Annotated in this window: 10 protein-coding genes; 5 read left to right on the top strand and 5 right to left on the bottom strand. The window is 73.3% G+C overall.

The genetic code is table 11. The annotated features are described in order from the left end of the window. Positions 1–129: 129 nt before the first annotated feature. Entirely contained in the window at positions 130–2682 is a 2553-nt protein-coding gene (locus tag ABTY61_RS01830) for a collagenase (RefSeq protein WP_350502902.1), read from the top strand. Positions 2683–2814: 132 nt separating this feature from the next. On the opposite strand, the gene ABTY61_RS01835 is transcribed toward ABTY61_RS01830, so the two are convergent. Genes ABTY61_RS01835 through ABTY61_RS01845 form a run of 3 tightly spaced genes read right to left on the bottom strand, consistent with a single transcriptional unit; the run spans position 2815 to position 6000 of the window. Beyond that, complete coding sequence (locus tag ABTY61_RS01835) at positions 2815–3894, bottom strand: glycosyltransferase (protein ID WP_350502903.1); 1080 nt, start codon at positions 3892–3894, stop codon at positions 2815–2817. 13 nt (positions 3895–3907) lie between these two features. Beyond that, positions 3908–4852 (bottom strand): NAD-dependent epimerase/dehydratase family protein, encoded by a 945-nt coding sequence (locus ABTY61_RS01840; RefSeq protein ID WP_350502904.1) that lies wholly within the window; start codon positions 4850–4852, stop codon positions 3908–3910. 23 nt (positions 4853–4875) lie between these two features. Further along, positions 4876–6000: a DegT/DnrJ/EryC1/StrS family aminotransferase gene (locus ABTY61_RS01845; RefSeq protein ID WP_350502905.1), complete on the bottom strand. Its 1125-nt coding sequence runs from the start codon at positions 5998–6000 to the stop codon at positions 4876–4878. A 388-nt stretch (positions 6001–6388) separates the two neighbouring features. On the opposite strand from ABTY61_RS01845, the gene ABTY61_RS01850 reads away from it, so the two are divergent. From ABTY61_RS01850 to ABTY61_RS01865, 4 genes are all read left to right on the top strand, one after another. Then, the gene (locus ABTY61_RS01850; RefSeq protein WP_350502906.1) at positions 6389–8599 is read left to right on the top strand and encodes an MMPL family transporter; all 2211 of its coding nucleotides are present in this window, start codon (positions 6389–6391) and stop codon (positions 8597–8599) included. A gap of 279 nt (positions 8600–8878) precedes the next feature. Beyond that, positions 8879–10363, top strand: a complete 1485-nt coding sequence (locus ABTY61_RS01855) for a sensor histidine kinase (RefSeq protein ID WP_350502907.1) — start codon at positions 8879–8881, stop codon at positions 10361–10363. Further along, positions 10360–11034, top strand: a complete 675-nt coding sequence (locus ABTY61_RS01860; protein WP_350502908.1) for a response regulator transcription factor — start codon at positions 10360–10362, stop codon at positions 11032–11034. Before ABTY61_RS01855 ends, ABTY61_RS01860 begins: the two co-directional genes overlap by 4 nt. Before the next feature lie 148 nt (positions 11035–11182). Next, positions 11183–11830, top strand: a complete 648-nt coding sequence (locus tag ABTY61_RS01865; RefSeq protein WP_350502909.1) for a hypothetical protein — start codon at positions 11183–11185, stop codon at positions 11828–11830. A gap of 207 nt (positions 11831–12037) precedes the next feature. Here the strand turns inward: ABTY61_RS01865 and ABTY61_RS01870 are convergent, their stop codons facing one another. Both ABTY61_RS01870 and ABTY61_RS01875 read right to left on the bottom strand, forming a co-directional pair. Continuing rightward, complete coding sequence (locus ABTY61_RS01870) at positions 12038–12472, bottom strand: Hsp20/alpha crystallin family protein (RefSeq protein WP_350502910.1); 435 nt, start codon at positions 12470–12472, stop codon at positions 12038–12040. Positions 12473–12757: 285 nt separating this feature from the next. Next, positions 12758–13195 (bottom strand): Hsp20/alpha crystallin family protein, encoded by a 438-nt coding sequence (locus ABTY61_RS01875; protein ID WP_350502911.1) that lies wholly within the window; start codon positions 13193–13195, stop codon positions 12758–12760. Between the last annotated feature and the right edge of the window lie 94 nt (positions 13196–13289).

A 13289-nucleotide genomic window follows, 5' to 3' on the forward strand; every position in this document is an offset into this window, starting at 1 on the left:
GGTCGACCGCGATCGAAAGTGATATGTCACACCCTATTGATTGCGGTGGGTTGTCCATGACACCGTGCCAGGCGAGTCCTCCGTCGCTCGTTCGCGAGGCTCACCCCCACCCCCCACCAAGGAGTGACGATGCGTCACCGACTTCGGCTACCCCGGGCACTGGCCGTGCTCGCCGCCGCGAGTACCGCCATCACCGGCCTCGCCGCCGCCCCGAGCTTCGCCGCCCCCACGGCGCAGGCCGGCCGGCAGGCGAGCCGGGCCGCCCAGCCCACACACCCCGGCGGCATAGCCCCCACCGGCACCGCCTTCGGTCTCAACACCACCGCGGAGACCCAGCCCGGCCGCCTGGCGCCCGCCCAACTCCCGCCGCGCTCACCGCAGTCCGCCGCCCCCCAGGCCCCGACGCCCAAGCTCGCCAAGGCCCCGGCGGCCCGGGCCGGCGTCAGCGGCGCGCACACGGCGGGTACGGCCAACACCTCCTGCACGCCCGCCGACTTCAGCAGCCGGACCGGCGCCGACCTGGTCGGCTACATCGAGGGTTCGTCCATCGACTGCATCAGCTCGCTGTTCCGGATCACCGGCGGCGACGCCCACGGGGTGTTCCAGCAGGGCCAGATGCTCGCCGTCGCCGACGGCCTGAAGAGCGCCGCCGCCTCGTACACCGGCGACAACTCGACCGGCATCTTCCAGCTGGTGTACTTCCTGCAGGCCGGCTACTACGTGCAGTACTACCACCCGGCCGACGTCGGCAGCTACGACGCGACGCTGACCGGCGCCGTGCAGGCCGCCCTCGACGCCTTCGTGGCCAGTCCGCACTTCCTGGACGTCAACGACGGCAACGGCCAGATCGCGGGCCAGGCGATGATCCTCAGCGACAGCGCCAACCTCCAGGCCCACTACCTCGGCACCTACCAGCGGGTGCTGAACGCGTACAACAGCGACTGGGACGCGTCCTGGTACATGGTGAACTTCGCGAACAGCGTGTACACCCCGATCTTCCGCGGCCACCAGAACGCCGACTACGTCGCGGCCGTCACCGCCGACCCGAGCCTGATCAACACCCTCGACAGCTTCGCGCTCAACCACCGCGGCCTGCTCGGCGGCAACAACGCCTTCCTGGACTCCAACGCCGGTCTGGAGACGGCCCGGTTCATGGAGCACCCGGCGCTGGTGAACACCGTCCGGCCGCTGGTCAAGGGCCTGATGGACGTCTCGTCGATCACCGGCCCCACCGCGCCGCTGTGGGTCGGGGTGGCCGGCATGGCCGCCTTCTACGACAAGGCGAACTGCTCGTACTACGGCGTCTGCGACCTGCCGTCGCAGCTCAAGGCCGCCGCCCTGCCGGTCAGCCACACCTGCGACGCCACCCACAGCATCCTGGCGCAGAGCCTGACCGCCGCCGACCTGGCCGCCGTCTGCGCCAGCCTGCAGAACCAGGACCCGTTCTTCCACAAGCTGGTCAAGGACAGCGGCCCGATCCCCGGCCAGTACGAGAACTCGCTGCAGATGGTGGTGTTCGCCTCCCCGCAGGACTACCAGACGTACGCGGGCGGCATCTACGGCGTCAGCACCAACAACGGCGGCATCACGCTCATCGGCGACCCGACCGCCCCCGCCAACCAGCCGATCTCGCTGACCTACCAGAACGGCAACGACGGCTTCACCGCGGGCATCTGGAACCTCAACCACGAGTACACCCACGCCCTCGACGGCCGCCTCGACATGAAGGGCAACTTCACCCAGCAGATCTCCGTGCCGGACGTCTGGTGGATCGAGGGCGTCGCCGAGTACGTCTCCTACAGCTACCGCGACGTCACCGACACCGGTGCGGTGGCCGAGGCGCCCAAGCACACCTACCCGCTCAGCACGCTGTTCCAGAACACCTACGACAACAGCGACACCACCCGCACCTACCCGTGGGGCTACCTCGCGGTCCGCTTCATGGTCGAGAAGCACCCGGACGTCATCCCGAACATGCTGGGCCACTTCCGCACCGGTGACTACGCCGGCGGCTACGCGGTCTACAACTCGATCGGCACCGCGTACGACGCCGAGTTCAACACCTGGCTGGACGCCTGCGCCGCCGGTGCCTGCGTGGTGGGCGGCGCCCCGACCGCGGCCTTCAACGCCGTCCCGGTCGGCCTGAACGTGCAGTTCACCGACCAGTCGACCGAGTCCGGCGGCAGCATCGCCTCCTGGGCCTGGAACTTCGGTGACGGCGCCACCTCCACCGCCCAGAGCCCCGCGCACACCTACGCCGCGGCCGGCAGCTACAGCGTCAGCCTCACGGTGACCGACGGCAACGGCCGGACCAACACCATCAGCCAGTCCGTCACGGTCGGCAGCCTGGCCGGCTGCACCGCCGCCGACACCCGCGTGCTGGACAAGAACTGCTCCCGCACCGGCCAGTCCGCGACCGCCGGCAACCTGGCGTACTACTACATCTACCTGCCGGCCGGCACCACGACCCTGAAGGTCTCCAGCTCCGGCGGCACGGGCACCGCGTACCTGCTCTACAACCCCGACACCTGGGCCACGCCGAACGCCTACACCAACGGCTCGACCACCAACGGCACCACCAGCCAGAACCTGACCGTCACCAACACCACGGCGGGCTACCGCTACATCAGCCTCTACGCCCAGACCGACTTCAGCGGCGTGACCATCACCACCCAGTACTGATCCCCGCCCGCGCGACGGCGGCCCGGAGCGCCCGCTCCGGGCCGTCGCCGTCGTGGAACGGGTTCTACTGGCGCGCCAAGTCGTGGAACAAGGCGGCCGACGAACCCGGCAGGAGCGACAGCTGAGGGCCGCTCACCCCAGCCCCACCCGTTCCAGCGCCGCCCCGAACCCCCGCTGCCAGGCGTCCGGGGCGGCGCCGGGCGACGGTTCGGGTTCCGGCCGGGCCAGCGCCGCGAGCGCGTTGCGGACCACCTCGGCCGGCCGGGCGGTGGCCACGTCGGCGTGGCCGAGCTCCAGTTCGTGCTGGAGGTTGTCCCGCCCGTGGCCCTGGACGACGTCGAGCAGCAGCAGCCGGCGCCCGACGGCCCGGGCCTCGCTGCAGGTGTCGCCGGAGCTGGTGACGACCAGGTCGGCGGCGGCCATCAGGGCCGGGATCCGGTCGGTGTAGCCGAAGGCGTGCAGGCGCGGCTCCCGGCGGGCGGCCGCCCGCAGCCGCTGTTCGAGTTCCCGGTTGCGCCCGGCCACGGCGAGCACGTGCGGCCCGGCGGCGGCCAGCGAGGCGGCGGTGCGGGCGATCGGCCCGAGCCCCCAGGAGCCGGACATCAGCAGCACGCACCCGGCATCCGCCGGCACGCCGAGTGCGGCGCGCGCCTCGGCCCGGCCGGGCGGCCGGTAGAACGGCTGCCGCAGCGGGGCGGGCAGCACGGCGACCTCGGCGTCCGGCCGGTAGCGGCGCACGGCGCAGGCGGCGACCTCGGAGGTGACCAGGAACAGGTCGGTGCCGTCCTGCACCCAGAGCCGGTGCGGCGTGACGTCGGTGCAGAACACGAAGTGCCGGAAGTCCCGCCCCGGCAGCCGGTTGACCGCCGAGGTGGCGGTGGCGAACACCGAGACCACCAGCTGCGGCCGCTGCGCCCCGACCAGTTCGCGCAGCGCCGGGACGAGCCGGCTGCGTGCGGCCGCGTCGGCGAGCAGCGCGAGCCGGGCACCGGGGCGCAGCGCCGAGAAGTGGAAGGCGTCGTAGACCCCGGGCAGGTCGAGCAGCCGCCGGAAGACGGCTTCCCCGGCGGCGCCCGAGCGCTGCCCGAGCAGGGCCATGGCGTCCACGGTGCTGGTGCTCCAGCCGCGTTCCCGCAGGGTGTCGGCGCAGGCCTGGGCCATCACGTCGTGGCCCTGGCCGAGCGAGCCGGAGACCAGCAGGGCGTGCGGCATGGGGCGGCCCCGGTCAGCCGGCGGCGGGCGCGGCGGCGGTGGCCCGGTACCAGTCGGCGTAGCGGTGCACGCCGTCGGCGAAGTTGGTCTTCGGCGACCAGCCGAGCAGCCGCTTGGCCTGGGCGGAGGAGATCCGCCGCCCGGTGTAGTCGGCCTTCCGCCCGTCGATGTGCTCGATGGTGACCGGCCCCAGGAGCCGGTCGACGGTGTCGGCGATGTCGCGCACCGAGACGGCGGTGGAGCCCTCGAGGGCGAAGGTCTGGTCCTCGGCGGCCGGGGAGAGGGCCCGGACGTGGGCGTCGGCGAGGTCCTCGACGTAGACGAAGTTGCGGCTCTGCAGCCCGTCCCCGGCGATGGTGATCGGCCGTCCGTCCAGCGCGGCCTGGACGAACCGCGCGACGACCAGTTCGTCGCGCATCCGCGGACCGTAGGGGATGCCGTAGCGCAGGATGGTGAAGTGCTGCCCGTACAGCTCGCGGTAGCTGTGCACGAGCATCTCGGCGGCGAGCTTGGTGGCCACGTACAGGTGTCCGCTGTGTTCCAGCTCGATCGGTACGTGTTCGTCCAACTCCTGTTCCCCGCCATCGAGTTGATCGTCGGTGAGGGCGGCGCCGTAGACCCAGACGGTGCTCGCCAGCACGGTGCGGCTCAGTCCGCTGCGCCGGGCGGCCTCCAGGACGGCCTCGGTGCCGTCGATGTTGGTCCGCACCGCCCGGACGGGGTCGGCGGAGACCTGCTCGACGTCGGCCATCGCGGCCAGGTGGTAGACGACCTCGCTGCCGGCCAGCGCGGAGGTGAGCGCGGGCAGGTCGAGGACGTCGATCCGGGCGTGTTCGGCGTCGGGGTTGAGGTACTTGTCGGTGGTGTCCACGGCGAGGACCTCGTGGCCGGCCGCGATCAGGTGGTCCACGACGTGTGAGCCGATGAACCCGCAGCCCCCGGTGACGGCTATCCGCACGGTCTTGCTCCCTTCGCTCCGGGCTACCCGGCCATCCGCCGGTGCACGGTCGAGACGGCCTCGATGACCAGCTCCGTCTCGTCCTCGGTCATGTCGGAGTGCACCGGCAGGCAGACCTGCCGGGCGCAGACGTCCTCGGCCACCGGCAGCGGTCCGCCCCGGTAGGGGGCGAGGACCGGCTGCAGGTGCAGCGGCAGGTCGTAGACCTCGCCGGACATCCGCACCCCGTACTCCTCGGCCACCGCCTTCTTGAAGGCGGCGCGGTCGACGCCGGGCGCCAGCAGCGCCACGTACTTGTAGTAGTTGCCGCGGCTGCCGGGCGGTTCGAGCACCGGTCGCAGTCCGTCGACGCCGGCCAGCGCCGCGTCGTAGCGGCGGGCGACGGCCCGGCGGGTCTCGATGAACTCCTTGAGCCGGCGCAGGTGCACCGCGCCGACGGCGGCGTGCAGCTCGCTCATCCGCCAGGAGTAGCCGAGCCGGACGTGGTGGTTGGTGCCGAAGGAGCCCTTGCCCTGGTCGCGGTAGATCCGGGCCTCGTCGCGCAGCTCGGGCGACTCGGTGAGGATCAGGCCGCCCTCGCCGCTGGTGGTGACCTTGGTCGGGTAGAAGGAGAAGGCCCCGGCCAGGCCGAAGGTCCCGGCGGCGCGCCCGCCGCGGCTGCTGCCGTGGGCGTGCGCGGCGTCCTCGACCAGCGGGATGCCGCGCCGGTCGCAGAGCTCGCGCAGGGCGTCCACGTGCGGGGTGACGAGCCCGCCGATGTGGACGAGTACGACGGCCGCGGTATCCGGGGTGAGGGCGGCGGCCAGGGTCTCGGGGGAGAGCGCCAGGGTGTCCGGGTCGACGTCGGCGAACACCGGGCGGCCGCCCGCGTGCACCACGGCGCCGGCCGTGGCGTAGAAGGTGACGGCGGGGACGACCACGTCGCGGCCGCGGACGTCGACGGCGCGCAGGATGATCTCCAGGGCCGCCGTGCCGCTGCTCACCGCGACGGCGTGCGAGGCGCCGTGCTCGGCGGCGAAGGCCTGCTCGAAGCGCTCGGTCCACGGTCCGAGGGTCAGGGCGCCGGTGGTGAGCATCTCGGTCACGGCGTCGGCGACGGCCGCGCGGTCGTTCTCGTCGAACACGATGCGGGCGGCTGGCACGCCCATGGGGCACCTCCGGCGGCGGGCTGGGATCAGCACCGATCGGGACGGGTCGGCTCGAACCGGTGCGAAACGGTCGGGCCAGAGGCCCATCACGCTACTGGGCCGGGGCGGCCGCGGCCCGTCGTCACCGGCCGGCCGGGTGACCCGGGACTGCTCCCGCCGCAGGCCACGGGGGTGCTCCCGGCTGCTCCCGGTGGAGGGCGTGCGCTCCTCCGTACGGGGGAGGGCCGTACTGCGTCCGCAGTACGAAAACGGCCTGCGCAGAGACGACGACGGAGCAGGGGCCGGCGATCAAGGATTGGTCATGCTGCGAGCGGACCGCTTCCGGGCCGCCGCTCCCGCCCGTCCCCGCCTCCGCACCTGTTCCCGAATCGAAGGAGTCCGTTCTCCCGTGGCAACGTTCCTGTACCGCCTGGGCCGCTGGGCCTTCGCACGGCGCCGGCTGGTGGCCCTGCTCTGGGTCGCCGTGCTGGCGGTCGGCGGGGTCCTGGCGGCCAAGGCGCCCGCCGCACCCGACGACGGCTTCTCGATGCCCGGCACGGAGGCGCAGAAGGCCTTCGACCTGATGAACGAGCGCTTCCCCGGCGGCCACGCCGACGGCGCCTCGGCCCGTCTGGTGTTCGTCGCGCCCTCCGGGCAGAAGATCACCGCCGCGCCGAACCAGCAGACCGTGGAGAAGACGGTCGCCGAGCTCGCCCACGGCGAGCAGGTCACCAGCGCGGTGGACCCGTTCAAGATGCCCGGCGCCGTCTCCAAGGACGGCACGACGGCGTACGCCACCGTCAGCTACTCCGCCAAGGCGGGCGAGGTCTCCAAGACCGCCACCGACGCCCTCCAGCAGGCCGCCCAGCACGGCCGGGACGCCGGGCTCAAGGTCGAGATCGGCGGCAACGCCCTGATGGCCAAGCCCGACGCGGGCGGCAGCAGCGAGGCGATCGGCATGGCGCTGTCCGCCGTCGTCCTGGTGATCACCTTCGGCTCGCTGGTCGCCGCCGGCCTGCCGCTGCTCACCGCCGTGATCGGCGTCGGCCTCGGCATGTCGCTGATCACCGCGCTCGGCAGCACGCTCGGCCTCTCCTCGACCACCGGCACGCTCGCCATGATGCTCGGCCTCGCGGTCGGCATCGACTACGCGCTGTTCATCGTCTCCCGCTACCGGGCCGAACTCGCCGAGGGCCGCACCCAGCAGGAGGCGGCCGGCCGGGCCATCGGCACCGCCGGCTCCGCGGTGGTCTTCGCCGGCCTGACGGTGGTGATCGCCCTCGCGGGGCTCTCCGTGGTCGGCATCCCGATGCTCGCCAAGATGGGCATGGCCGCCGCCGGGACGGTCGTCATCGCCGTGCTGGTCGCGCTCACCCTGGTGCCCGCACTGCTGGGCTTCATCGGCCGCAGGGCGCTGCCCCGCAAGGTCCGCAAGGCCCAGGGCGGGGCGCAGCCGACCGGTGCGAAGGAGAACGGCGGCTCCCGCTGGGCCCGGTTCATCGTGCGCCGCCCGCTCGCGGTGCTGCTGCTCGGCGTGGTGGGCCTCGGCGTGCTCGCCGCCCCCGCGCTCGACCTGCGGCTCGGCCTGCCCGGCGACGAGGCCAAGCCGACCTCCACCACCCAGCGCCGCGCCTACGACCTGCTCTCCGAGGGCTTCGGCCCCGGCTTCAACGGCCCGCTGACCGTCCTGGTGGACGTCAAGGGAACGGCGGACCCGAAGGCCGCCGCCGGTGAGGTCGCCAAGAGCGTCTCGGCCGTGCCGGGCGTGGTCACGGTGACGCCGCCGATGTTCAACAAGGCGGGGGACACCGCCCTGCTCAACGCCATCCCGGCCACCGGCCCGGCCGAGACCGCTACCAAGGACCTGGTCCACACCATCCGCGGTCAGGCGGCCGGACTCAAGGCCTCCACCGGGGCGACCGTACTGGTCAGCGGTACGACGGCGATGAACATCGACGTCTCGCAGAAGCTCAGCGACGCGATGCTGCCCTACCTCGCCGTGGTCGTCGGCCTGGCCGTCCTGCTGCTGCTGGTGGTCTTCCGCTCCGTCCTCGTCCCGCTCAAGGCGGCGCTCGGCTTCCTGCTCTCGGTGGCCGCCGCGCTCGGCGCCGTCGTCGCGGTCTTCCAGTGGGGCTGGCTGGCCGACCTGATCGGCGTGGAGCAGACCGGCCCGGTGATGAGCATGATGCCGATCTTCATGATCGGCGTGGTCTTCGGCCTCGCCATGGACTACGAGGTGTTCCTGGTCACCCGGATCCGTGAGGCCTTCGTCCACGGCGAGCAGCCGGGCGAGGCCATCGTCACCGGCTTCCGGCACAACGCCCGGGTGGTCACCGCGGCCGCCTTCATCATGATCGCCGTCTTCGCGGGCTTCATCGGGATGAGCGAACCGATGATCAAGATGATGGGCCTGGGCCTCGCCGCCGCCGTCGCCTTCGACGCCTTCGTGGTGCGGATGACGATCGTCCCGGCCGTGCTCGCCCTGCTCGGCCGCCGCGCCTGGTGGCTGCCGCGCTGGCTCGACCGGCTGATACCGGACGTCGACGTCGAGGGCAGCAAGCTGCACACCGCCGCCCCCGAACCGGCCCCGGTCGAGGAGAAGGAGTCGGTCACCGTCTAGGCCCGGCACCACCCGGCACCACCCGGCCCGGCCCGGGCACCCCCTCCCGGGCCGGGCCCGGCGCCACCCGGGCCGGGCCACCCACCGGGGCGGCCCGGTCCGGCGCCGGTCGGCTCGGACACCGGTTCGAGCCCCACCCGTTACCGTTGCTGTCAGGGCCGCCGCCCGCGCGCGGGCCCCGACCCGGTAGCGCCGCACCCCACCGGGGCGCGACGCGACACCGACTGGCAGAACCCGGCGAGGGTGTCGCCAGGGCACCCCGACCCGGAGAACAGGACGATGAGCGACACCTGGCAGCGCCTGCGCCGTGACCACCCCCGGGCGTTCGACATCGCCGGCGGCACGGCCCTGATCGGGGTCACCGCCCTCGGCGCCACGGTCGACCAGACCAGTGGGCGCTTCGCCCCGGTCGACCCGGCCACCGGCCTGCTCGCCCTGACCGCCGCCGTCGCCGTGTTCTTCCACCGCCGCTACCCGCGCGCCGTGACCGCCGTCACGCTCGTCTGCACCATGGTGCTGACCTGGACCAGCCCCCGGCTCACCCCGATGCTGGCCACCCCGCTGCTGCTCGCCCTGTACTTCCTCGCCACGCGCACCGACCGGGCCACCGCACTGCGCGCCTCGATCGGCACCGCCGTCCTGCTCACCGGGATGACGCTGGTCTTCGGCCCCGGTGGCCCGATCGGCGAGCGGATCGGCGTCCTCGCCTGGGCCCTGCTGCCCGGCGCCCTCGGCGACTCCATCCGCAACCGCCGCGCCCACCTCGCCGCCATCGAGGAACGCGCCGAGCGTGCCGAGCGCACCCGCGAGGAGGAGGCCCGCCGCCGGGTCGCCGACGAGCGGATCCGGATCGCCCGAGACCTCCACGACGTCGTCGCCCACCACATCGCCCTCGCCAACGCCCAGGCCGGCATCGCCGTCCACCTCATGGACAGCCACCCGGTGCAGGCCCGCGAGGTGCTCAGCCACATCACCGACGCCACCGGCTCCGCCCTCCAGGAGCTGCGCGCCACCGTCGGCCTGCTGCGCCGCGCGGAGGAGCCCGCCCCGCTCGAACCCGCCCCCGGCCTCGACCGGCTGCCCGAGCTGATCAACGCCTTCGAACGGGCCGGCCTGCCGGTGCGGCTCGCCGTCGAGGGGGAGGCCCGGCCGCTGTCGCCCGGCGTCGACCTCACCGCCTTCCGGATCGTCCAGGAGTCGCTGACCAACGTCGCCAAGCACGCCCACGGCGCCGACGCCGAGGTCACCCTCTCCTACAGCGGCAGTCGGGTCGCCGTCAGCGTCGCCAACGGCCGCCCGACCAGCGCCGGCCGCCCCCGCACCGCCCTGCTGCCGCCGCCCGCCCCGGGCGAGAGCGGCTTCGGCCTGATCGGCATGCGCGAACGCGCCGGCGCCGTCGGCGGCCGCCTCACCGCCGACCGGAGCTCCGACGGCGGCTTCCTGGTCACCGCCGAACTCCCGCTGCGCACCGGCGCCCGCGAGGACATCACGTCCCGGGCGGCGGACACCGCCCAGCCGGCCGGTCCGGACCGCCCGGCCGACGGCGCCCGCCCGGCGGACGGCGCCCGTGCGGGCGCTGCGGCCCGCCCCGACCTCGCCACCCGCTGGGGCTGCGCCGCCCGCTCCGGCACCTCCCTCGACACCGCCGACGCCGTCACCGCCACCGTCACCGCCACCGTCACCGCCGCCGACGCCGCCCCCGGCACCCCGGCCCACTCCGCCCGACAAGATCGCGCCATCCGGAAGGACAAGGACCACGCATGACCATCCGCGTGCTGCTCGCCGACGACCAGGCCCTGCTGCGCGGCGCCTTCCGGATGCTGATCGACGCGGAGGAGGACATGGAGGTGGTCGGCGAGGCCGCCGACGGCCGGGAGGCCGTGGCACTCGCCCGCGCCACCAAGCCCGACATCGTGCTGATGGACATCCGGATGCCCGGCGCCGACGGCCTCGGCGCCACCGCCGAGATCTGTGCCGACGAGGAGCTGTCCGGCACCCGGGTGCTCATCCTCACCACCTTCGAGATCGACGAGTACGTGGCCCAGGCACTGCGCGCCGGCGCCGGGGGCTTCCTCGGCAAGGGCGCCGACCCGAAGGAACTGCTGGCCGCCGTCCGCACCGTCGCGGCCGGGGACGCCCTGCTGTCGCCCGCCGCCACCCGCGCCGTGATCGAGCAGCTCCTCGCCCAGCCCGATCCGGCCGCCGCCGCGCCCGCCGAGCGGCTCGCCGTCCTCACCGCCCGCGAGCGCGAGGTGATGTCGATGGCCGCCACCGGGCTCACCAACGAGGAGATCGCCGAGCGGATGTTCGTCAGTCCGTTCACTGTCCGCACCCATGTGCACCGGGCGATGTCCAAGCTGGACGCCCGGGACCGGGCCCAGCTGGTCGCGATCGCCTACCAGTCCGGGCTGGTCCCGCCCGGCCGCCCGTCCTGACGGCCCATCGGGCCGCGACGTCGGAGCTGAGAGGGCGTCAAAAGGCCGCCCCGGCATGCGTTCAAGATCCGGTCCTGGCCGAAAAACCGACTCCGAACTGGTGTATCAGCGAGTAGTCTTCCGATGACTCAGAATGAGGAGGATGTTCGTGGAAACCAAGGACACGGCCGGCGAGGTGCGGATTCTCCAGCCGTTGCCCGGGCGCCCGGAGGGCGGATCGCAGGCGTTCGAGCTGCGGCTCGCTCGTCTGCTCCGCGTGCTCGGGGTCGAGGTCGCGACGGGGGTGGACTACGCCGGCGCGGCCCGATGGGAGGTCCACAAGGTGCTCGCCGGGCGGTCCGAGCTGCCCGAGGAGTACTTCGAGCCGCTGCTGGAGGCGGCGGTCCACGACCCCAACCCGAGCTTCAACCGCCGCTTCGTCGAGCCCGCCCTGATCGCCTTCGGCCAGCGCCGGGTCCGCCTGGCCCTGCTCGGCTACCTGCAGACCGGCACCGACCCGGAGCGGGCCGGCGCCGCCCGGGCCTGGTACTGGACGGCGCTGACGGTCGGCGGCGGGCGGAACGCGACCCCGGACGAGGGTGCGACGGTGCGCGACAGCTGGAACCAGGCCGCGCTGCGGGAGTTCGTCGGCAATGAGGACCTGGACGTCCGCCGTTGCATCCTGCCCGGCCTGCCGCTGGTGCCGCGCGCCTATCCGGCCGAGCTGCACGCCCTGGTGGAGGCGGCGGTCGCCATCGCCCGCGCACACCCCGACGAGTACATCCGCCACCGCGCCGAGATCCAGACCGGCCTCTGACCTCCGGGCACGCCCGCTCCGGGTGCGCCCGCCGCTCACCGCCCGCCACTCACCGCCCGGCACTGCCACCATGCCGGCCTGTACGTGTGAACGGGGCCTGTCGGTCCAGTCGCAGTCGTGCCGGACGGGTCGGGGCCGCGCGGGCGGTCGGGGGACTCTTCCGCCCGCGCGGCACCGTTTCCTCCGGGGTGCCAGGCCCTACGGGGGTCAGGCCTGGAGTTCCTTGCGGTCGCTGCCGCCGCTGATCCGGATCTTGCGGGGTTTGGCGGTCTCGGCGACCGGGATGGTGAGGGTGAGTACGCCCGCCTCGTAGGCGGCGGTGATGCGCTCGGCGTCGAGGGCGTCTCCGAGGAACAGCTGCCGGGAGAAGACCCCGAGGGGGCGTTCGGAGAGCTGGACCTCGGCGTCGGCGCCGCGCCCCGTGGGACGGCGCTCGGCCTTGACGGTGAGCGTGTTCTTCTCGACGTCCAGGTCGATCGCCTCCGGGCTGATGCCAGGAAGGTCGAACTGGACGTAGAACGTGTCGCCGTCGCGCCAGGCGTCCATCGGCATGGCGGACGGGCGCGACCACGTGCCGGTCGTGCCGAAGAACTGCTGGGTGAGACGGTCCAGCTCGCGGAAGGGGTCGGTGCGCATCAACATCGTCGAGTACCTCCTCGTCGAATCAACGGGCGACTTCGACGCGCTCACACACCCGCCAAGTGTCATCCGTTCGGTGACAGATTGCACCTGTCGCTGAACGGATGACAGGGCGGATGGCCAGGCGTCTGGGGAAACAGGGGCCCCGGTGCCGGTGGCCTCCGTGGACAGGTCACCGGCGACCGGGGTGCCGCGCGGCGCGGGCGGGCGGTCGCCGCCATGGCGCGGTTGCAGACGGCGGCGCAGCCGGTGCGGAACCCCGCGCGGCGGGGTGTCGGGCCTCGCGGCTCACGCCGCCGCGGGAACGGCCTGTCCGCTCTCCACGGGCGACGACTCTCCGGCCCCACCGGTCTGGACGGTGATCTTGCGGGGCCGGGGGGCCGCCGTGGCGGGGACGGTGAGGGTCAGGACGCCATCCTGCAGGTGGGCCGTGATACGGCCCGGGTCGAGGCTGTCGGCCAGCTGGATCCGGCGCTCGCACACGCCGTGGGAACGCTCGGCGAGCCGGGTGCGCGCATTCTCGCCACGCGGAGCGGGACGGCGTTCGGCCTTCACGGTCACCACCTGGCCGAGTGCGTCGACCTCGATCGCCTCCAGCGGGACGCCGGGCAGGTCGAGCGCGATCACGAAACGGTCGTCCTCGCGCCAGGCGTCCATCGGAATCGGGGCCGGCCGCGACCAGGGCCCCGGGGGCGCCTGGTGGGTCACCGCAGTGCGCATGGACATCGTCGGACACCTCCGGTTCAAAGGTTTCGTTCGCACCGGTGCGGCGCGACACGAAACCGTTGTAGCATGTCATCCAGACGACGACAAACACCCA

The sequence above is a fragment of the Kitasatospora sp. NPDC096128 genome (assembly GCF_040303105.1).
In the GTDB taxonomy this organism is placed as follows: domain Bacteria; phylum Actinomycetota; class Actinomycetes; order Streptomycetales; family Streptomycetaceae; genus Kitasatospora.